Raw genomic sequence first — 20,636 nt, 5'->3', positions numbered from 1 at the left:
ATCTACTGCTACGCTTTTGAGCATTTGTAGCACAGGTCAGCGCCCGGCACTTATCCGGGATTTCACAGCAAAGTAAGAAGACGGTGGAGCAACAAATGAGTACGTCGTTGGCTATCCTCACGATTGGCGTTGTGCCGATGTGTGAGATGTTACCGCTCCTGACGGAATATATTGATGAACAGCACATTACTCACCACAGTCTGCTGGGGCAGATGCAGCGAGAAGATGTGATGGCTGAGTATGGAGCTTCACCCGGTGATGAGCTGTTATTAACGCTGCTTAGCGATCATCAGCTTGCACATGTCTCGCGCCTGAAGGTAGAACGCTCGCTACAAAGTATCGTGGAGGTGCTGGATAATCAGGGCTTTGACGTGATCCTGCTGATGAGTACCGCTTCAATCACCCGTCTGACCGCCCGCAATAGCATCTTGTTGGAACCCATACGCATTATTCCCCCGTTAGTGGCTTCGATTGTCGAAGGGCATCAGGTTGGGGTCATAGTACCTGTTGCTGAATTGCTCAAAGCCCAGACACAAAAGTGGCAGGTGTTACAAACGCCGCCAGTGTATGCCGTAGCGAATCCAGTAGAAGGTTCTGAACAACAGCTGATTGATGCCGGAAAATATCTCCTTGAGCAAGGCGCTGATGTTCTCATGCTGGACTGCCTGGGTTTTCATCAACGCCATCGTGATTTACTGCAAAAGTCGCTGGATGTCCCGGTTTTGCTGTCCAATGTGTTGATTGCCCGACTAGCTTCGGAATTGCTGGCGTAATTTTGCGTGACAGGTGGAACGTCAGCCCCCTATATTGGTTCCTAACTTAATCACGAGATAGGGCCAGTTGTATGCTTCAAAGTAATGAATACTTTTCCGGCAAAGTAAAATCGATCGGTTTTACCAGCAGCAGTACTGGCCGCGCCAGTGTAGGCGTGATGGCTGAAGGTGAATATACCTTTGGTACTGCGGCGCCTGAAGAAATGACGGTGGTTAGTGGCGCACTGAACGTGCTGCTGCCAGGGGAAACCGAGTGGAAAGTATATGCCGCAGGAGACGTGTTTAACGTACCGGGCAACAGTGAGTTTCATCTGCAGGTAGCAGAGCCAACATCCTATCTTTGCCGCTATTTGTAAGCGTAAAAATGACGAATGGCGATATTGTGTCGCCATTCGCTAAACAGGGCTAACGTTGCGCTTCGCCGCCTAATCCTTCCACCAGACTTTTAATCAGCGCCGCCAGTTCACCTGTCATCAGGATGAAATCGGCATCAAAACGCTGAGCATAATCTTCACGGTCGATATCTTCGTTCTGATCGCGCAGCTCGTCGCTGAACTTCAGACGCTTAATGGAGCCGTCGTCACACATAACGAACTGAATACGCTGCTGCCAGTCGAGGGCCAACTTGGTGACCAGTTTGCCCGCCTCGATATGCACGGCGATTTCGTCGCAGACCAGATCCTGCTTTTTCGCGCGGATCACACCGCCGTCTTCAAGGATCGCTTTCAGTTCAGCTTCATCCAGTAACTGGAATCCTTGTGCTGTTGTGCCGGAGCGAACCCATTCGGTCAGCGTCAGCTCAATAGGATTTTCCATCGTCAGCGGAACGACCGGCAGCGAACCGAGGCTTTTACGCAGCAGCGCCAGCGTATCTTCCGCTTTTTTCGCGCTTGCACAGTCGACCATGATCAGATCGTTGACGGTGTCGATCCACATCATTGTCTGGCTGAAGCGGCTAAAGGCGCGCGGCAGCAATGAGTGCAGAACTTCATCTTTCAGTGAGTCTTTTTCGGTCTTCTTGAGTTTGCGACCTTGCTCAGCTTCCAGTTTGAATATTTTGGCTTCCAGCGCCTGTTTGATAACCGGCGACGGCAGAATTTTTTCTTCTTTGCGGGCGCAGATAATAATTTGGCCATTGGCGGTATGCGTTAATGCATCGCTGTGCGATCCCATCGGCGGAACCCAGCCCATTTTTGCCATATCCTGGCTACCGCAAGGGGTGAACGTCATTGATGCCAGCTGTTTTTCCATCTCTTCGGCACGCAAAGAAACATCGCGGCTAAGACGGTAAACCATTAAATTTTTGAACCACAGCATGATAATTTCCACGGCCTTGTCGTTAAATCCAGCGGGCATGATAGCGAATTGTCGCTATGCTTGCATTGTTAATCGGGAAGAGGAGCAAACAGTGCGTATAGGTATCGATTTGGGCGGTACGAAAACGGAAGTTATTGCACTTGGCGATGCGGGCGAACAGCTTTTTCGCCATCGCCTGCCCACGCCGCGTGATGATTATCGGCAAACGATAGAAACCATCGCCATGCTGGTGGAGATGGCGGAAAACGCCACCGGGCAGACGGGAACCGTTGGAATGGGCATTCCCGGTTCAATCTCGCCCTACACCGGGGTGGTAAAGAATGCCAACTCGACCTGGCTTAACGGGCAACCTTTTGACAAAGACCTGAGTGCGCGTCTGAATCGCGAAGTGCGGTTGGCAAATGATGCCAACTGTCTGGCGGTTTCTGAAGCGGTGGATGGTGCGGCGGCGGGGGCGCAAACCGTGTTTGCGGTGATTATCGGCACCGGATGTGGCGCAGGCGTGGCGCTGAATGGTCGGGCGCACACGGGCGGTAACGGTACCGCAGGGGAGTGGGGGCATAATCCGCTGCCGTGGATGGACGAAGATGAGCTGCGTTATCGGCAGGAAGTCCCCTGTTATTGCGGCAAACAAGGCTGCATTGAAACCTTCATTTCCGGGACCGGTTTTGCCACCGACTACCAGCGCCTGAGCGGTAAGCCGCTCAAAGGCAGTGAAATTATCAGCCTTGTTAATGCGCAGGATACTCTTGCGGAGCAAGCGTTGAGCCGCTATGAGCTTCGTCTGGCGAAATCACTGGCACATGTGGTGAATATTCTCGATCCGGACGTCATTGTGCTGGGTGGCGGAATGAGCAATGTCGACCGACTGTATCAAAACGTTCCGACGTTGATGAAGCAATTTGTTTTTGGCGGCGAGTGTGAAACGCCTCTACGCAAGGCGTTGCACGGTGACTCCAGCGGCGTGCGCGGCGCGGCCTGGCTGTGGCCGCACGTATAAACGGTTGTTATGTCGCGGGTGCAACCTGTTGTTGCACGCCGCGCTTCAGGCGACCATAGAGCAGCAGCGAGGACATCGCAGAAAACGACAGCAGCGCAGCCGGCAGCGTCACGTAGTTGTAGGCAAATCCCAGCGTCAGCATCATGCCACCGCAGTACGCGCCAATCGCGCTGCCGAGATTGAAGGCAATTTGCCCGCCAGCCGCGCCCAGTAGTTCTCCCCCTTTAGCATTTTGCAGCAGCAAAATTTGCAACGGCGCCGACAGAGCAAACAGACCCGCGCAGCAAATGAAAGCGAAGGTCAGCGACGCGGCTTTGATGCCGCCAAAGGCAAAGAGCAGCAGCAGAGCCAGCACAATCACGAAGTCGGTTATTACCGCAATTCGCAGCGGCGTATAACGGCCTGACAGCCTACCGCTTAGCAGATTTCCTAACACCATTCCCAATCCCACCAGCATCATGATGAAGGTCATTAGCGCCTCGGAGAAGCCGGAGATATACATCATGTACGGTTTGACGTAGCTGAACCAGGCGAAAACCCCGGCGTTCCCAAACATGGTGGCGGAAAAAATGAACCACGGGGCGGGGCTTTTCAAAAAGTGAAATTGTTCGCGCAGTTTCCCTTTTACCTCATCGCTAATGTTGGGGACCCAAAAAGCGACCGAGACTATTACGGCGATATTAAAGACGGCTATCAGCAGAAACGTGTAGCGCCAGCTAAATTCCTGGCTCAGCCAGGTGCCGACGGGAATGCCAACCAGATTGGCAACGGTCATCCCCGAAATCATGCCCGCGACGGCGGCGGTGACTTTTCCTGGACGGGCTAGCTTCGACAGGATAATCGCGCCCACGCCGAAAAATGCGCCATGAGGGAAGCCGGAAACCAGCCTGCCCACCGCCAGCATAAAATACGAGGAAGAGAGGGTGAAGATGGCGTTGCCAATCACGCACAGGGTGACCAGAAACAGCAAAATATGTTTGAGCGAAAAGCGATTGGAAAAGAGCGCAATAATGGGCGCGCCAAGCACTACGCCAAAGGCGTAAAACGAAATCATATGGCCGGCGGCAGGAATGGAAATTCCCACGTCCCGCGCCAGCTCAGTGAGGACACCCATGATGCCAAACTCGGCCATGCCCAGCCCAAATGTTCCGAGCGCTAAAGAGAAAATGACTTTTTTCATACCACCTGCCAACAAGAAAGACGCAGGATATGCGTCATAGCGACGAACGTTCGCCGCCAATAGCGATAGCTTGCGGATAAGCGAAGTGGAATGCCATTTCATATCCGTCCCTGAGTATGCAATATTGTGCTACATAGCGTGCCGGATAGCGTTAGCGCTTATCCGGCCTGTGACACCATATCCGCTGGCCGATTACTCCACCGCAAACATTTTGTCGAGTTTGCTGTAGCCCAGACCGTTGATTTTTTTCACCTTGATCTGCACCGGAATGCGTTCTTTCATTGCTTCGACGTGGCTGATCACGCCAATGGTTTTACCGGTAGCGTTGAGCGCATCAAGCGCGTCCAGGGCGGTATCCAACGTTTCACTGTCCAGCGTGCCGAAACCTTCGTCGAGGAACAGGGAGTCAATTCGGGTTTTGTGGCTGACCAGATCGGATAATGCCAGCGCCAGCGCCAGACTCACGAGGAAGCTCTCGCCGCCGGAAAGCGTACGCGTATCACGTACGGCATCGGCCTGCCAGGTATCAACCACTTCCAGCTCTAACGCTTCGCTGGCCTTTCGCTGCAACAAATAGCGACCGTGCAGACGGGTTAACTGGTTGTTGGCAAGCCAGACGAGGTTATCCAGCGTCAGCCCCTGGGCAAATTTGCGGAACTTATCTCCCTCTTTCGAGCCGATCAGTGCATTCAAATACCCCCAGTCTTCGACCTGCTGCGCGACTTTTTCAATCTCCTGCATCAGCGCCTGCTGCTGCTGACGGTTTTCAGCATCTTGTTTGAGCTGCTGGCGAATTTCGCCCTGACGAGTAGTGTTATCGCGTAGCAGTTGGGTGAGCTGCGCCAGCGCGTCGTGCAGATGCTGCGCCGTCAGCGTGAGATCCACTTCTGTTGGTTGCTGCTGTTGATGAGCCGCCAGTACCTGCTGGGCCTGATTAACCAGCGTTTGCGCCTGCTGTCGCTGGCCTTCCAGTGATTGCTTCAACTGCTCCAGGCGATTAAAGGTCTCTTCGTCCAGCAGGGCGGCAATAAAGGCGTCGCGATCGGCAAAGATGCTGGCCTGCAATGCGGCATCAAACTGCGCCTGGATTTCCGCGGCGCGCTGAACGTCCTGTGCCTCCTGCTGTTGCAAGGTTTGCCACTGTCCCTGTAAAGAGAGGCAATCGTCGTGCACCTGCCGCCAGTTTTCCAGCGACAAATCCTCAATGTTTTCAGAAAGCGCCTCGGTTTCAGGCAACGTTTCCAGCAGCGGCGCAAGCTGGGCAATCCGGGCCTGTAACTCGGTCAGTTCATTCTGACGCTGTTGCCACATTTGTGCTTCGTTCGCCCGTTCGCTTAGCCATGAGGCGACGTCATCCTCGGGTGGAAGGGCCAGACCATAGCGGGAAAGCTCGGCGGTTAGCGTCGCCTGGCGCTGGTCAATATGCAGCTGGAGCTGGGTAATCTGCTCGGTATGCGCGGTGATTTGCGCCTGCAGGGTATGACGCAGGCTCAACTGGTGAAGCTGTTGTTCGTGCTCTTCCTGAGCGGCCAGCCACGGGGCAATGTCATCCTGCGGTTGTAGCGTGACGTTGAGGCTGGCGGTGACGGTCAGCCACTCTTGAGTAAGTGCTTGCTCCTCCTGAGAAAGCGTCTGTGCTTCGCGTTCATCCCGCTGAAGTTGCTGGGTTATCGCCTCAAGCTGGCCGCGTAACGTTGAACCCTCATCGGCCAGTGTTTTGACCTCTTTTTCCAGTGCCTCACGCCGCGTCTGATTCACGCTCAGTTCGAGCGTTTGATAGCGTTCAATCGCCGGATGTGCGGTGGAGCCGCATAGCGGGCAAGGCATGCCGGATTGCAACAATGCCCGTTGGCTTTCCAGATCTTTGATGCGGGCTTCTTGCTCGCAAATGACTCTCACATCGGTAAGTTGCTGATTTTTATCTTTATAGCGCTGACGTTTTTCGGCAAGCACCGCGTTGCGCTGGGTCAACTCTTGTTGACGCTGTACAAGCGTGGCGCGTAACTGTGCCAGTTGTTTTTGCTTCGGGGTGATTTGTCCGTGTAAATTGCTCAGCCGCTGGCGTAATGGACGAAGCTGCACATGTTGCGCCAGCGCATCCGTTACCTCCTGCGGCGAAAGGGTCAGCGCGGGAAGCGTTAGTGCATTGAGCTTACGCGTGTCGTTCTCTCGCAGCTGCTGCCATTGGCGTAGCTGGGCGCTGGCGTCGGACTGTTGGGCCAGCAGCGCTTTCCATCCTGCCAGTTCGCTACTCCATAAGCGGAAGCGATCATGCTCATTAAGCCAGTCGGTTAACGTCTGTTGTTCGGCTAGTATCAAGGTCGACTGCATTTGCGCCTGCTGGCGAATACGCCCGCGCAGCGTTAAGCTGCTTTGTAAGCGAGCATTCACTTCCTGAATCTTCTGGCGTGTACGCTCGATAGTAGCCGTTTGTTCCTGAATTCGCTCCCAGTGCGGGCGTAACGCCCTGGCCGGCAGTGCCAGACTCAGTGCCGCCAACTGCGGCTGCGCGTCTTCTTGCGCCTGAAGCGCTGCCTGTAATGCCTGCTGGTGACGGTTTATATCCGTTTGTAGCTCATTTTGCCGAATGAGCCAGTTGAGGTGCTGTTGCTGGGTTTGTTGGCTGGTAAGGTATTGTTTTTCTTCGTCAGTAAGTACCTGCAAACTTTCCGTCAGGGATTGCACCTGCTCTGGTGCTAACAGCGCCACGCCGCTGGCCTGGGCCTGTAGTTTTTCCAGCTCCGTACGCGCTGATTTGTGCTTTTCAAACACCATAGCGGAGATTTGACCGTAAATCTCTGTGCCGGTCAGCTCTTCCAGCAGTTCGGCGCGCTCTTTTGGTTTGGCATTAAGAAATGCGGCAAACTGGCCCTGAGAGAGCAGCATGGAACGGGTAAAACGACCGTAATCCAGCCCGGTAAGCTCGGCGGTCATCTCCAGCTTGTCTTTGACTTTATCGGCGAGGATTTTACCGTCGGCGCAGCGGGCCAGCTCTACGCGCGGGACCTGCAGGTTTCCCTCAGGCTGGTTGCGTGCCCTGTTCTGGCTCCAGAATGCGCGGTAGGCTTCGCCCCGCACCTCAAACTCCACCTCGGCCAGACACTCCGCTGTGTCGCGGGTCATCAGGTCGTTTTGCGACTGTGACACAGTATTCAGGCGCGGCGTTTCGTGGTACAGCGCAAGGCAAATTGCGTCCAGCAGGGTGGTTTTCCCCGCGCCAGTGGGCCCGGTGATGGCGAACAGCCCGTTGCTGGCAAAAGGTTCTGCCGTGAAATCGACTTTCCATTCTCCCTTCAGGGAGTTGAGGTTTTTCAGGCGCAGGCTGAGAATTTTCATGCTTCAGCCTCCCCGGCAAGCGTCTGTACGGTTGCGCTAAACAGCTGATTAAGCCGCTCGCGCTGCGGTTCTTCGAGTTCTTCCAGCGCCAGGCGGCGGTCAAAAACCTCCGCCACGCTCAGCTCGCTTAATGTTTCACGACGTTCATTGGCCATAATACGTTCGCGCTGTTCCCGACTGCGGCGCACCAATAACACCTCAACCGGTAAATCTTCGGTCAAGGCCTGGATTTTACGCTGCATATCATGCAGATAGTCATCGGTGGTAATTTCAATATCCAGCCACACCGGCGGCTCTTGCTGTACGTTGCGCCACTGCTCAAGCTGGGCGGTAATGGCGGCGAGATCGCCTTTCAGTACCGCAAGCGGCTGGGTGACCGGTACGGCGAGATTCTCGACGGCGTTGAGTTTCCCTGCTTTAAAGCTCACCAGATGCACGCATTTGTTTTTGCCGCACTCGTCAAAACTGAGAGCGATCGGCGAGCCGCAGTAGCGAATATGCTCCGTGCCGCCGATAACCTGCGCCCGGTGAATATGGCCCAGCGCGATGTAGTCCGCCGGAGGGAAGTTTTGTGCAGGGAAGGCGTCCAGCGTACCGATATAAATGTCTCGGACGGCGTCACTTTTACTGGCGCCGACGGTGGTCAAATGCCCAGTCGCGATGATGGGCAGATTCTGATCACCACGCAGCGTGCAGGCATCCTGATACTGCTGCTGGTAATAGTCGGTGATGGCTGACAGCAAATGTTGCTGTTTTTCTTGCCCGGTTAGCCCGGCCTGGCTGGTAATGATGTCGCGTGGACGTAAAAAAGGAACCGGGCACAGAATCGCCCCCGGCGTGCCGTCGCGTTGCGGCAGTACCTGCGGCGCATGGCCGGCGCTGGCAACGACCGTGGTGTTGAGAAACGCCAGTATATCGCGGGATTCATTGAGTGTGGCGACGGAGTCGTGGTTGCCTGCCAGCACCACCAGATGACACCCGGTTTGCTGTAAATTAACGACAAAACGGTTATACAGCTCACGAGCGTAGCTTGGCGGTGAGCCGGTATCGAAAATATCACCCGCCACAATAATGGCATCCACCTGGTGGGATTGTGCCGTTTCCAGCAGCCAGTCGAGAAAGGCCTGATGTTCAGCGGCGCGGCTCTTGCTGTAGAAATTTTGGCCCAGATGCCAGTCAGACGTGTGAAGGATGCGCATAAGAGTTCCATGACGATAAAACAGTGGTGGGGATTATAACCTTTCAAGGACGGTAATATCTTGTCTCCGGGCTGTCATAATTCGCCGGGCTGCGTTAAACCTGGGCTATCTTTTCATAAATCTGTCATAAAACTGACGCATAATGGCACCGTATTGATGGCAAACGATTTAATTATAAACAGGGCAAATCATGGCGAGACGTATTCTGGTCGTAGAAGATGAAGCTCCAATTCGTGAAATGGTCTGCTTCGTGCTCGAGCAAAACGGTTTTCAACCCGTAGAAGCCGAAGACTATGACAGTGCTGTGAACCAACTCAATGAACCCTGGCCGGATCTCGTCCTGCTTGACTGGATGCTTCCCGGCGGCTCGGGTCTGCAGTTTATTAAACATCTCAAGCGCGAAGCCATGACGCGGGATATCCCCGTGATGATGCTGACGGCGAGAGGTGAAGAGGAAGACCGCGTCCGGGGTCTGGAAACCGGTGCGGATGATTATATTACCAAGCCGTTTTCTCCCAAGGAGCTGGTGGCGCGTATTAAAGCGGTTCTGCGTCGTATTTCACCGATGGCGGTGGAAGAGGTTATTGAGATGCAGGGGCTAAGCCTTGATCCGACCTCGCATCGCGTGATGACCGGCGAGGATCCGCTGGATATGGGGCCGACCGAATTCAAACTGTTGCACTTCTTTATGACCCACCCTGAGCGCGTCTACAGCCGTGAACAACTCCTCAATCATGTCTGGGGAACCAATGTCTACGTGGAAGACCGGACAGTGGATGTGCATATCCGCCGCTTACGTAAAGCGCTGGAGCACAGCGGACATGATCGAATGGTGCAGACAGTTCGCGGGACGGGATATCGTTTTTCGACCCGCTTCTGACTGACAAGAATCAGGGCCTGATGGATTAGGCCGTTTATGGAGTAAGACGTTTGCTAGAACGATTGTCATGGAAAAGGTTGGTACTGGAGCTGATCCTGTGCTGCATACCGGCATTTATCCTTAGCGCTTTTTTCGGTTACCTGCCCTGGTTTTTACTGGCGTCGGTAACGGGTCTGCTTATCTGGCATTTCTGGAATCTATTACGTTTGTCCTGGTGGCTATGGGTCGACAGAAGCATGACGCCGCCGCCGGGGCGAGGCAGTTGGGAGCCGTTGTTATATGGGCTGCATCAAATGCAGCTGCGCAACAAAAAGCGCCGTCGAGAACTGGGTAACCTGATCAAACGTTTTCGCAGCGGGGCGGAATCACTACCCGACGCGGTGGTGTTGACCACCGAAGAAGGCGGTATCTTCTGGTGTAACGGACTGGCTCAGCAGGTTCTGGGACTGCGCTGGCCGGACGATAGCGGGCAAAATATTCTTAACCTGCTGCGGTACCCGGAATTCACACAATATCTGAAAACGCGCGACTTTAGCCGGCCTATCAATCTGGTGCTCAATACCGGACGGCATCTGGAAATTCGCGTGATGCCCTACACGGATAAGCAACTGCTGATGGTGGCGCGCGACGTTACCCAGATGCACCAACTGGAAGGTTCACGGCGAAACTTTTTCGCCAACGCCAGCCATGAGCTGCGCACACCGCTGACGGTGCTGCAAGGTTATCTGGAAATGATGCAGGAGCATCCGCTGGAAGGGACAACGCGCGAAAAAGCGCTGCATACCATGCGCGAACAAACGTACCGTATGGAAGGCCTGGTGAAGCAGCTGCTGACGCTGTCAAAAATTGAAGCTGCTCCGACGTTGCAACTGAATGAGAAAGTCGATGTGCCCATGATGCTGCGCGTGATCGAGCACGAAGCGCAAACCCTGAGCCAGCATAAACATACGTTTACCTTTGATGTCGATAACAGCCTGAACGTGCGGGGCAACGAGGAGCAGTTGCGTAGCGCTATCTCGAATCTCGTGTACAACGCGGTGAACCACACACCAGCGGGAACGCACATTACCGTACGCTGGCAGCATGTGGTCTCGGGGGCGGAATTTTGTGTGGAAGACAACGGTCCAGGCATTGCCGCCGAGCATATTCCACGTTTGACCGAGCGTTTTTATCGGGTAGATAAGGCGCGATCGCGGCAAACGGGCGGTAGCGGGTTGGGCCTTGCCATCGTGAAACATGCGCTGCATCATCACGACAGCCGTTTGAATATCGAAAGCGAACCAGGCAAAGGGACGCGATTTAGTTTCGTGATCCCGGAACGTTTGATTGCCAAAAGTAACGGTTAAAGCACATTCGTAAGATTATCTTTCCAAAAGCCAGCACAAGCTGGCTTTTTCTATACGGTCAATATATGACTCCTGAATTTTACGACGTTTGATTGTTTTTTGTTCGAACTATTACCCATACCTTTTTCCATGAAATGGTGTTTTGTGCTAACCAAATTTTTCATATCGCTATATTGTTCTGGTTTTTGGATCCCACCTTGCTTTAAAACGTTATAAGCGTTTAAATTGCGCTCCAGGTGCTGTCATACCGACTGCATTTACGCGGTAAATCGAAAAACTATTCTTCGCCGCGCCAGGTCGGGAGTGTTTCCCGCTGGAATTGAGCAAAAATGCCGCTGTATTGTCCCCCAGGGAAAGGCAAAAATTTACTATTTTCAACACCACATCCACAGGCAGTAAGACTTTATGACCCATCAGTTAAAATCGCGCGATATTATCGCTTTGGGATTTATGACATTTGCACTGTTCGTTGGTGCAGGTAACATCATCTTCCCCCCAATGGTTGGTTTGCAGGCAGGTGAACACGTCTGGACTGCGGCTTTTGGCTTTTTGATTACCGCCGTTGGCCTGCCGGTACTTACCGTTGTCGCGCTGGCGAAAGTCGGTGGTGGTGTGGACCGACTGAGCACACCTATCGGTAAAGTTGCTGGTCTGCTACTGGCGACTGTTTGCTATCTGGCCGTTGGGCCGTTATTTGCTACCCCGCGTACCGCGACGGTCTCTTTCGAAGTCGGGATTGCACCGCTGACCGGTGACTCTGCGCTGCCGCTGTTTATCTATAGCGTTATCTATTTCGCGATTGTGATTCTGGTTTCGCTGTATCCGGGCAAACTGCTGGATACGGTGGGTAATTTCCTGGCGCCGCTGAAAATCCTGGCGCTGGTTGTTCTGTCTGTCGCCGCAATCGTCTGGCCAGCAGGCCCGATCAGTAATGCGATGGAAGCCTACCAAACTGCGGCATTTTCTAATGGCTTCGTGAACGGGTATCTGACCATGGATACGCTGGGCGCGATGGTGTTTGGTATTGTTATCGTTAACGCCGCTCGCTCGCGTGGTGTTACTGAAGCGCGTCTGCTGACCCGTTACACCGTTTGGGCGGGTTTAATGGCGGGTGTGGGCTTAACGCTGCTGTATCTCGCGCTGTTCCGTCTGGGTTCTGATAGCGCGATTCTGGTCGATCAGTCTGCTAACGGCGCGGCGATTCTGCATGCGTATGTTCAGCACACCTTTGGCGGTGCAGGAAGCTTCCTGCTGGCGGCGCTGATTTTCATCGCCTGTCTGGTCACCGCGGTTGGCTTGACCTGTGCGTGCGCAGAGTTCTTTGCCCAGTACGTTCCACTGTCTTATCGTACGCTGGTATTTATCCTCGGCGGCTTCTCGATGGTGGTTTCTAACCTGGGTCTGAGCCATCTGATTCAGATCTCTATTCCGGTGCTGACGGCTATCTATCCGCCATGTATCGCACTGGTTGTATTAAGCTTTACCCGCTCATGGTGGCATAATTCTTCCCGCGTCATTGCACCTGCGATGTTTATCAGCCTGATTTTTGGTATCCTTGATGGCATTAAAGCTTCTGCAATTGGCGACGTGTTACCGGCCTGGACCCAGCGTTTACCGCTGGCGGAGCAGGGGCTGGCGTGGTTGATGCCAACAGTCGTGATGGTGGTCCTGGCAGTTATCTGGGATCGCGCCGCGGGTCGACAAGTGACCTCCAGCGCACACTAATATCACTGACAATAAGTTTTAACCACGGGGCTATTAACATGGCCCCGTGGTTTTTTTATTGTGTTAACAGGTTAGGAATCGATGGAAAGTAATAACAAGCTAAAGCGTGGGCTGAGCACCCGGCACATCCGCTTTATGGCATTAGGTTCAGCAATTGGTACCGGGCTGTTCTATGGCTCGGCCGATGCCATCAAAATGGCGGGGCCAAGCGTGTTGCTGGCCTATATTATCGGCGGCGTAGCGGCGTATATTATTATGCGCGCGCTGGGCGAAATGTCTGTTCATAACCCTGCAGCCAGCTCCTTCTCGCGCTATGCGCAGGAAAACCTCGGACCGCTGGCAGGCTATATCACCGGCTGGACCTATTGTTTTGAAATCCTGATTGTCGCCATTGCCGATGTGACTGCCTTTGGTATTTACATGGGCGTCTGGTTCCCGGCCGTACCGCACTGGATTTGGGTACTCAGCGTAGTGCTGATTATCTGCGCCATCAACCTGATGAGCGTGAAGGTGTTTGGCGAGCTGGAGTTCTGGTTCTCGTTCTTCAAAGTCGCCACCATTATCATCATGATTGTCGCTGGTTTCGGTATCATCATTTGGGGGATTGGCAACGGCGGGCAACCGACCGGTATCCATAACTTATGGAGCAACGGTGGCTTCTTCAGCAACGGCTGGCTCGGCATGGTGATGTCGCTGCAAATGGTGATGTTCGCTTACGGCGGGATTGAGATTATCGGGATTACCGCAGGCGAAGCCAAAGACCCGGAAAAATCTATTCCGCGCGCTATCAATTCCGTACCAATGCGTATCCTGGTGTTTTATGTGGGGACGTTGTTCGTCATTATGTCTATCTACCCGTGGAACCAGGTGGGTACCGACGGTAGCCCGTTCGTTATGACGTTCCAGCATATGGGCATTACCTTTGCTGCCGGGATCCTCAACTTTGTGGTTCTGACTGCGTCGCTGTCGGCAATTAACTCTGACGTCTTCGGTGTGGGACGTATGCTACACGGCATGGCGGAGCAGGGCAGTGCCCCAAAAATGTTTGCCAAGACGTCGCGTCGTGGCGTGCCGTGGGTTACGGTGATGGTGATGACCATCGCGCTGCTGTTTGCGGTTTATCTTAACTACATCATGCCGGAAAACGTCTTCCTGGTGATCGCCTCTTTGGCAACGTTCGCCACGGTTTGGGTGTGGATTATGATCCTGCTGTCGCAGATTGCTTTCCGTCGTCGTCTGCCGCCAGAAGAGGTCAAAGCGCTGAAATTTAAAGTACCGGGTGGGGTAACGACGACCATTGTTGGCCTGATTTTCCTGGTCTTTATCATCGCGCTTATCGGCTATCATCCGGATACCCGCATTTCGCTGTACGTTGGCTTTGCGTGGATTGTCCTGCTGCTGGTCGGCTGGGGATTCAAGCGCCGTCGCGAGCGCCAACTGGCTGAAGCACAGTAATATTTTTGCCGGGTAGCTTTGCGTTACCCGGCAATTTTCTCCTCCCCCGAACTCCTCCCCCAATAAACGTTAAGATGATGAGTGATCCTGCACTTCGCTATGGCAAGGTGACGTCATTATCATCAAAGGGGATACGTGATGTTGAACGTCTGGCACCTTCCGGTTGCCCCATTTGTTAAGCAAAACAAAGATCAACTGACGATTACATTATGGCTGGCGGGGGAAAATCCACCCCAGCGGGTGACGCTACGCGCAGAAAACGATAACGAAGAGATTTCGCTGGCTATGCACAAGCAGCGCAGCCAGCCGCAGCCGGGTGTGACCGCGTGGCGAGCGGCGATCGATCTCTCCAGCGGGCAGCCTCGTCGACGCTATAGCTTTAAATTACTTTGGCTCGATCGTCAGTTGTGGTTCACCCCACAGGGATTCAGCCGTTTTCCGCCTGCGCGTCTGGAGCAGTTTGCCGTCGATGTGCCGGATAACGGTCCGCAGTGGGTCGCTGACCAGGTCTTTTACCAAATTTTCCCGGACCGTTTTGCCCGCAGCCAGTCGCGTGAAGCGGGCCAGGATAACGTCTATTATCACCACGCGGCCGGGCACGACATCGTGCGGCGCGAATGGGACGAACCGCTTACGGCTCAGGCCGGTGGCTCCACGTTCTATGGCGGTGATTTGGACGGCATCAGCGAAAAGCTACCGTACCTGAAAACGTTAGGGGTCACGGCGCTGTACCTGAATCCTGTGTTTACCGCGCCGAGCGTGCATAAATACGATACCGAAGATTACCGTCATGTTGATCCGCAATTTGGCGGCGACACGGCGCTGCTACGCCTGCGGCACAACACCCAACAGCAGGGCATGCGCTTGATTCTGGACGGTGTTTTTAACCATAGCGGCGATTCGCACGCCTGGTTTGACCGGCATAGTAGGGGAACGGATGGGGCGTGCCATAACCCAGAATCCCCCTGGCGCGACTGGTATCATTTCTCAGCCGACGGCGTTGCGCTCGACTGGCTGGGGTATTCTAGCCTGCCCAAGCTGGACTTTTCTTCGGAAAGCCTGGTAAATGAAATTTATCGCGGCGAAGACAGTATCGTCCGTCACTGGCTGAAAGCGCCGTGGAGTATGGACGGCTGGCGTCTTGATGTGGTGCACATGCTGGGAGAAGCAGGAGGCGCACGTAACAACCTACAACACGTGGCCGGCATTACGCAGGCGGCTAAAGAAACCCAGCCAGAGGCGTATGTGGTGGGTGAACATTTTGGCGATGCGCGCCAGTGGTTGCAGGCCGACGCGGAAGATGCCGCCATGAACTATCGCGGCTTTACTTTCCCTCTCTGGGGATTCCTCGCCAATACCGATATTTCATACGACCCACAATCCATTGACGCCCAGACCTGTATGGCGTGGATGGATAACTACCGCGCGGGGTTGTCGCATCAACAGCAATTGCGCATGTTTAACCAGCTCGACAGCCACGATACCGCTCGCTTTAAGTCTCTGCTCGGTAAAGACGTCGCACGTTTACCGCTGGCGGTGGTGTGGCTATTTACCTGGCCTGGCGTGCCCTGTATTTACTACGGCGACGAAGTGGGGCTGGATGGCAACAACGATCCGTTTTGCCGCAAACCTTTCCCATGGCAGCCTGAAAAACAGGACGCTAACCTGCTGGCGTTGTACCAGCGGCTGGCAAAATTACGCCACCAGAGCCAGGCGCTACGCCACGGTGGTTGTCAGGTGATTTACGCCGAGGATAACGTGGTGGTGTTTGTACGGGTGCTAAACCGCCAGCGCGTGTTAGTGGCGATTAACCGTGGCCAGGCTTGTGAAGTGGTCCTGCCAGCCTCGCCATTACTGAGCGTGAGTCATTGGCAGCACAAAGAAGGCAAAGGTGTGCTTGCCGACGATATCCTGACGTTGCCGGCGATTTCCGCCTCGGTATGGTCAGGTCATTGATATAAGTGCGCAATCGCCGGGCTTGCCAGCAGCGCGTCTCGCCACCAGCGCTGCGCCAGCCCATCACGGTTATTACGCCATGCCATATAGGCCACGTCTTTTTGGCGAAATGAGATAACCGTTTTTTCCACCAGCTCGCCCGTAGCAAGCCACGGGCTGGCAATATGGCGGGGGAGAAATCCGCAGCCCATGCCGGCTCGCAGTAGCATCACTTTACTGTGGAAGTCATCGACACGGATCTGCGCCTGCTCCTCCATCAGATTGGTTTGTAACGGATGGCAGAAGCGGGCGCTGTCGCTGATAACAATCGCCCGATGCAGGCACAACTGCTCGTTGGTCAGGCCATCAGGTGCTGCGGCCAGCGGATGCTCAGGTGCCACGACAAATACATTGTCCAATGTACCGAGCATTTTGTAGGACCAGGCCGCTGACGTTGGTGGTTCATTAATCGCCCCCAGAATAATATCTGCTCCATTATGGGTCAGCTCCTCCCAGGAACCCGCCAGCGTATGATGGGTAAAACTGAGGCGGGTTTGCTTATTCAGCGCGTGAAATTCATCGATAATGGGTAACAGCGAGGCGAAAGGAAAGGAGTCGTCCAGCGCAATCGCCAGCTCTTTTTCCCAGCCTGAACTCAGCTGTACCGCCTGTTTTTCGAGATCTTTTGCCGCACTTAGCAATAAACGTCCCTTTTCCAGCATCATCTGTCCGGTGTCGGTAAATTTAGCCCGGTGTCCGGAACGGTCAAGCAACTCGATATTCAGGTCGCTTTCCAGCTTTTGAATCATATAGCTGAGTGCCGCAGGCGTTTTAAACAGCGATTCGGCCGCCGCGGCAAATGAACCCTGTTTGTCGAGTGCGTCGAGAATAAGCAAAACATCCAGATTAATGCGCATAAGCAGAAAAGATCCTGAAAATTAAACCCTTCTGTTGTACCGAATGAAGAAAAACAATGCCAGTGAATAAATTAGATGAATCATGCGCATTTTTTTGATGTTGTTTAGGATATATCGCAACACAGAATTAATAGTTTCACAGGATGGTAAGTTTTCTTTAATAACTCGTTAGAAATTTCCCGCTATACTCAACAAGCTTTCTGATTCAGGATCCTGCTGCTGACGGCAGATACAGACCGTTGCCTTTTAACTTATTGATTAAGAAGGTGTGATATGTCTATTCGGGAACTGATTGACCCTCAAAACTCTACGCTTATTTTTATTGATCATCAGCCGCAAATGTCATTTGGTGTAGCGAATATCGATCGCCAGACTTTAAAAAATAATACCGTGGCATTAGCGAAAGCCGGGAAAATATTCAATGTTCCGGTGATTTATACTTCTGTAGAAACGAAAAGTTTTAGCGGATATATCTGGCCAGAACTGTTAGCGGTTCATCCTGATGTAAAACCCATTGAACGCACCTCAATGAACTCCTGGGAAGATGCGGCGTTTGTGAAGGCCGTGGAAGCGACTGGGCGCAAAAAACTGATTATCTCCGCGCTGTGGACCGAAGTCTGCCTGACTTTCCCGGCACTGATGGCGCTGGAAGCGGGTTATGAAGTATATGTGGTGACCGACACTTCCGGCGGCACGTCCGTGGATGCCCATGAGCGTTCTATCGACCGCATGGTACAGGCTGGTGCCGTACCCGTAACCTGGCAACAGGTTCTTCTTGAGTATCAGCGCGACTGGTCTCGCAAAGAAACCTACGACGCCGTCATGGATCTGGTACGCGAGCACAGCGGTGCCTACGGTATGGGCGTGGATTATGCCTATACCATGGTGCATGGCGCGCCAGAACGTAAAGCCTAAATACACGTCATCCTTCATGTTGCATCTTTGTTGGCTTCGCTTGCGTACCCCAGTCACTGACTTATGTAAGCTCCCGGGGATCCACAACCTTGCCGCCTCGATGCACCATGAATGATTTTGTGTATTGCTTTCCTGGCCTAAGCGGCCTGTTTCCTCTCAACAAGGAATCCTTCATGGCGCAGAACAAACATGTGACGTTGGTGATTACCCACACCCTGCTGCCTGAGCAGGCGCAGCGGTATGAGCAATGGCTGGGGAAAATTATGCCGGTGGCGGCCGAGTTTCCCGGTCATCTCGGGGCGAACGTGATTCGCCCTGCGGATGGCGACAACCTGTGGAATATCATTATTCGCTTCGACACGCTTGAGCATCTGTATAACTGGACCCAGTCCGATACGCGCCGTGTGCTGGTGGAAGAGATTGCCCCACTGCTGGCGGAAGGTGATAAAACCGAAATTCGTACCGAAGCGGCATTCTGGTTTACGCCACCAGCGCCCCATGTACGCCAGCCCAAACGCTGGAAACAGTTTCTGATAACCCTGCTGGTGATATTTCCTAGCACCAATCTGGTGCCGTGGTTGACCGGCATTGTGCTGCCTGCAATGAAGGGCTCGTTACTCCTGCATCTCATCAATGATGCCTGTGTGGTTGCGCTGGTGGTCTGGTTCTGGATGCCCATCGTAACCCGTCTGTTTGCCGGATGGCTGAAAAAAGCCTGACCGGTATCTCAGGAGATTGTTATGTCTCAAACTGCCACACTGATTCTGACTCACGGAAAAATTCATACTCTCGATAGGCAACGCCCGCAGGTCGAGGCGGTGGCGATTGCCAACGGAAAGATCCTGGCGACCGGTAGTCACGAGCGGGTAATGAGCTTTGCTGCCGAAGGGACGCAGGTTGTCGATCTGCAAGGACATACGGTGATCCCGGGTCTGAACGATTCGCACCTGCACCTTATTCGTGGTGGACTGAATTACAACCTGGAATTACGTTGGGAAGGCGTGCCGTCGCTGGCGGACGCCCTACGTATGCTCAAAGACCAGGCGGACAGAACGCCGTCGCCGCAATGGGTACGCGTGGTGGGCGGCTGGAGCGAATTCCAGTTTGCCGAACGTCGCATGCCAACCCTGGAAGAACTGAATGAAGCTGCTCCGGATACCCCGGTTTTTGTTCTGCATCTCTACGACCGGGCTTTGCTGAACCGCGCTGCGCTGAAAGCCGTCGGCTACACCAAAGCGACGCCGGATCCGGCGGGCGGTGAGATTGTGCGTGATAGCAACGGCAACCCGACCGGGATGTTGATCGCTAAACCAAACGCCATGATCCTTTATTCGACGCTGGCAAAAGGACCAAAACTGCCGCTGGAAATGCAGGTTAACTCGACCCGCCAGTTTATGCGTGAACTGAACCGTCTGGGGCTGACCAGTGCCATCGATGCGGGCGGCGGCTTCCAGAACTATCCGGAAGATTACGAGATCATTGAGCAGTTACATGCCAACAAGCAGATGACGGTGCGTATTGCCTACAACCTGTTTACCCAGCGTCCGAAACAGGAACTGGAAGACTTTGAACGTTGGACCGATATGCTCAAACCGGGGCAGGGGACCGACTTCTACCGCGCCAATGGGGCCGGGGAAATGTTGGTCTTTTCGGCAGCGGATTTTGAAGATTTTCTCCAGCCGCGCCCGGACCTGCCGGAGGGTATGGAAGATGAGCTGGAGCGCGTGGTGCGACACCTGGTGGAGCACCGCTGGCCGTTCCGCCTGCACGCCACCTACGATGAATCTATCAGCCGCATGTTGGACGTGTTTGAGAAGGTGAATCGTGATATCCCGTTCAATGGCCTGCACTGGTTCTTCGATCATGCCGAAACCATTACTGAACGGAATATCGAGCGCGTTAAAGCGCTGGGCGGCGGGATTGCTGTTCAGCACCGAATGGCGTTCCAGGGCGAATATTTTGTCGATCGTTATGGCAAAGATGCGGTCAAACACACGCCGCCGGTGGCGAAAATGCTGGCGGCTGAAGTTCCGGTAGGGCTGGGGACTGACGCCACCCGTGTGGCTAGCTACAACCCGTGGACCGCGCTCTATTGGCTGGTTTCGGGCCGCACCGTTGGCGGTATGGCGATGTACGATGATAACAACCGCTTGCCGCGCGACGTGGCGCTGGAACTGTGGACCGCTGGCAGCGCCTGGTTCTCCAGCGAGCAGGGTAAGAAAGGGCGAATCGAGAAAGATCAACTGGCCGACCTGGTGGTGCTGTCTAAAGATTACTTCAACGTGGCGGAAGAAGAGATCAAAGGCATTGAGTCAGTGATGACCATTGTCGATGGCAAAGTCGTGTATGCGGCAGGGCATTTCACCCCGCTGGCACCACCAGCCATCCCGGTTGTGCCGGACTGGTCGCCGGTGGTGAAGGTGCCGGGGCACTATCGCTCAGCGCCGCCTGCTGCGGCTAAAATTGGCGCAATGGTGCAGATGCATCAGTGCTGTGGTAGCTGTGGCGTACACGGTCATCAGCATGATATTGCGCGTCAATCAGGCATTTCGGTGTCAGATGACCGGGCTTTCTGGGGGGCGCTTGGCTGTTCCTGTTTCGCGTTTTAATTGTGGTTTGGATAAGCGTATTGTCGCGGGTGATACTTACAGAGAGTGA

The 20,636-nt window shown here is 54.1% G+C and carries 16 protein-coding genes; 11 read left to right on the top strand and 5 right to left on the bottom strand.

Translation table 11 applies throughout. The annotated features are described in order from the left end of the window. Positions 1–95 precede the first annotated feature (95 nt). Together SK39_RS05995 and ppnP are read left to right on the top strand one after the other, a co-directional pair. The gene (locus SK39_RS05995) at positions 96–773 is read left to right on the top strand and encodes an AroM family protein (RefSeq protein ID WP_048216768.1); all 678 of its coding nucleotides are present in this window, start codon (positions 96–98) and stop codon (positions 771–773) included. A gap of 71 nt (positions 774–844) precedes the next feature. Then, positions 845–1,129, top strand: a complete 285-nt coding sequence (ppnP, locus tag SK39_RS05990) for a pyrimidine/purine nucleoside phosphorylase (RefSeq protein ID WP_003021477.1) — start codon at positions 845–847, stop codon at positions 1,127–1,129. A 49-nt stretch (positions 1,130–1,178) separates the two neighbouring features. On the opposite strand, the gene rdgC is transcribed toward ppnP, so the two are convergent. Continuing rightward, complete coding sequence (rdgC, locus tag SK39_RS05985) at positions 1,179–2,090, bottom strand: recombination-associated protein RdgC (RefSeq protein WP_003021479.1); 912 nt, start codon at positions 2,088–2,090, stop codon at positions 1,179–1,181. 91 nt (positions 2,091–2,181) lie between these two features. Between rdgC and mak the strand changes: the two genes are divergently transcribed. Beyond that, positions 2,182–3,090, top strand: a complete 909-nt coding sequence (gene mak, locus SK39_RS05980; RefSeq protein WP_032936987.1) for a fructokinase — start codon at positions 2,182–2,184, stop codon at positions 3,088–3,090. Between the two features lie 7 nt (positions 3,091–3,097). On the opposite strand, the gene araJ is transcribed toward mak, so the two are convergent. From araJ to sbcD, 3 genes are all read right to left on the bottom strand, one after another. Further along, a complete protein-coding gene (araJ, locus tag SK39_RS05975) occupies positions 3,098–4,270 on the bottom strand; it encodes an MFS transporter AraJ (protein WP_032937081.1) in 1,173 nt (390 codons plus the stop codon). Positions 4,271–4,462: 192 nt separating this feature from the next. Beyond that, entirely contained in the window at positions 4,463–7,606 is a 3,144-nt protein-coding gene (gene sbcC / locus SK39_RS05970) for an exonuclease subunit SbcC (RefSeq protein ID WP_048216767.1), read from the bottom strand. Beyond that, positions 7,603–8,805, bottom strand: a complete 1,203-nt coding sequence (gene sbcD / locus SK39_RS05965; RefSeq protein WP_048216766.1) for an exonuclease subunit SbcD — start codon at positions 8,803–8,805, stop codon at positions 7,603–7,605. Before sbcD ends, sbcC begins: the two co-directional genes overlap by 4 nt. A 190-nt stretch (positions 8,806–8,995) precedes the next feature. Between sbcD and phoB the strand changes: the two genes are divergently transcribed. The 5 genes from phoB (at position 8,996) to malZ (ending at position 16,167) form a co-directional block, all read left to right on the top strand. Beyond that, a complete protein-coding gene (gene phoB, locus SK39_RS05960; protein ID WP_003021496.1) occupies positions 8,996–9,685 on the top strand; it encodes a phosphate response regulator transcription factor PhoB in 690 nt (229 codons plus the stop codon). Between the two features lie 50 nt (positions 9,686–9,735). Next, on the top strand, positions 9,736–11,031 hold the full coding sequence (gene phoR, locus SK39_RS05955; protein WP_003021498.1) for a phosphate regulon sensor histidine kinase PhoR: 1,296 nt from the start codon (positions 9,736–9,738) through the stop codon (positions 11,029–11,031). A gap of 405 nt (positions 11,032–11,436) precedes the next feature. Continuing rightward, the gene (brnQ, locus tag SK39_RS05950) at positions 11,437–12,756 is read left to right on the top strand and encodes a branched-chain amino acid transporter carrier protein BrnQ (protein WP_003021501.1); all 1,320 of its coding nucleotides are present in this window, start codon (positions 11,437–11,439) and stop codon (positions 12,754–12,756) included. A gap of 81 nt (positions 12,757–12,837) precedes the next feature. Beyond that, on the top strand, positions 12,838–14,211 hold the full coding sequence (proY, locus tag SK39_RS05945; protein ID WP_032948680.1) for a proline-specific permease ProY: 1,374 nt from the start codon (positions 12,838–12,840) through the stop codon (positions 14,209–14,211). 138 nt (positions 14,212–14,349) lie between these two features. After that, positions 14,350–16,167, top strand: a complete 1,818-nt coding sequence (malZ, locus tag SK39_RS05940; RefSeq protein ID WP_048216765.1) for a maltodextrin glucosidase — start codon at positions 14,350–14,352, stop codon at positions 16,165–16,167. On the opposite strand, the gene SK39_RS05935 is transcribed toward malZ, so the two are convergent. Beyond that, the gene (locus tag SK39_RS05935; RefSeq protein WP_003835993.1) at positions 16,161–17,063 is read right to left on the bottom strand and encodes a LysR family transcriptional regulator; all 903 of its coding nucleotides are present in this window, start codon (positions 17,061–17,063) and stop codon (positions 16,161–16,163) included. The genes malZ and SK39_RS05935 overlap by 7 nt on opposite strands. 273 nt (positions 17,064–17,336) lie before the next feature. Here SK39_RS05935 and SK39_RS05930 point away from each other — a divergent pair, with 273 nt between their 5' ends. The 3 genes from SK39_RS05930 (at position 17,337) to SK39_RS05920 (ending at position 20,587) form a co-directional block, all read left to right on the top strand. Further along, positions 17,337–17,978: a hydrolase gene (locus SK39_RS05930; RefSeq protein WP_003021513.1), complete on the top strand. Its 642-nt coding sequence runs from the start codon at positions 17,337–17,339 to the stop codon at positions 17,976–17,978. 173 nt (positions 17,979–18,151) lie between these two features. After that, positions 18,152–18,697 (top strand): antibiotic biosynthesis monooxygenase, encoded by a 546-nt coding sequence (locus SK39_RS05925; RefSeq protein WP_003835991.1) that lies wholly within the window; start codon positions 18,152–18,154, stop codon positions 18,695–18,697. Between the two features lie 21 nt (positions 18,698–18,718). Then, positions 18,719–20,587: an amidohydrolase gene (locus SK39_RS05920; protein WP_048216764.1), complete on the top strand. Its 1,869-nt coding sequence runs from the start codon at positions 18,719–18,721 to the stop codon at positions 20,585–20,587. The last annotated feature ends 49 nt before the right edge of the window (positions 20,588–20,636 follow it).

The organism is Citrobacter sp. BIDMC107 (assembly GCF_001037575.1).
Classification (GTDB): Bacteria; Pseudomonadota; Gammaproteobacteria; order Enterobacterales; family Enterobacteriaceae; genus Citrobacter; species Citrobacter freundii.
This window is presented reverse-complemented; position numbering and strand designations above follow the sequence as displayed.

Bases quoted from the DNA above. Each gene is read 5' to 3' on its own strand.
- SK39_RS05995 (WP_048216768.1), top strand. From the start codon at position 96: ATGAGTACGTCGTTGGCTATCCTCACGATTGGCGTTGTGCCGATGTGT.
- ppnP (WP_003021477.1), top strand. From the start codon at position 845: ATGCTTCAAAGTAATGAATACTTTTCCGGCAAAGTAAAATCGATCGGT.
- rdgC (WP_003021479.1), bottom strand. From the start codon at position 2,090: ATGCTGTGGTTCAAAAATTTAATGGTTTACCGTCTTAGCCGCGATGTT.
- araJ (WP_032937081.1), bottom strand. From the start codon at position 4,270: ATGAAAAAAGTCATTTTCTCTTTAGCGCTCGGAACATTTGGGCTGGGC.
- sbcC (WP_048216767.1), bottom strand. From the start codon at position 7,606: ATGAAAATTCTCAGCCTGCGCCTGAAAAACCTCAACTCCCTGAAGGGA.
- sbcD (WP_048216766.1), bottom strand. From the start codon at position 8,805: ATGCGCATCCTTCACACGTCTGACTGGCATCTGGGCCAAAATTTCTAC.
- phoB (WP_003021496.1), top strand. From the start codon at position 8,996: ATGGCGAGACGTATTCTGGTCGTAGAAGATGAAGCTCCAATTCGTGAA.
- brnQ (WP_003021501.1), top strand. From the start codon at position 11,437: ATGACCCATCAGTTAAAATCGCGCGATATTATCGCTTTGGGATTTATG.
- proY (WP_032948680.1), top strand. From the start codon at position 12,838: ATGGAAAGTAATAACAAGCTAAAGCGTGGGCTGAGCACCCGGCACATC.
- malZ (WP_048216765.1), top strand. From the start codon at position 14,350: ATGTTGAACGTCTGGCACCTTCCGGTTGCCCCATTTGTTAAGCAAAAC.
- SK39_RS05935 (WP_003835993.1), bottom strand. From the start codon at position 17,063: ATGCGCATTAATCTGGATGTTTTGCTTATTCTCGACGCACTCGACAAA.
- SK39_RS05930 (WP_003021513.1), top strand. From the start codon at position 17,337: ATGTCTATTCGGGAACTGATTGACCCTCAAAACTCTACGCTTATTTTT.
- SK39_RS05925 (WP_003835991.1), top strand. From the start codon at position 18,152: ATGGCGCAGAACAAACATGTGACGTTGGTGATTACCCACACCCTGCTG.
- SK39_RS05920 (WP_048216764.1), top strand. From the start codon at position 18,719: ATGTCTCAAACTGCCACACTGATTCTGACTCACGGAAAAATTCATACT.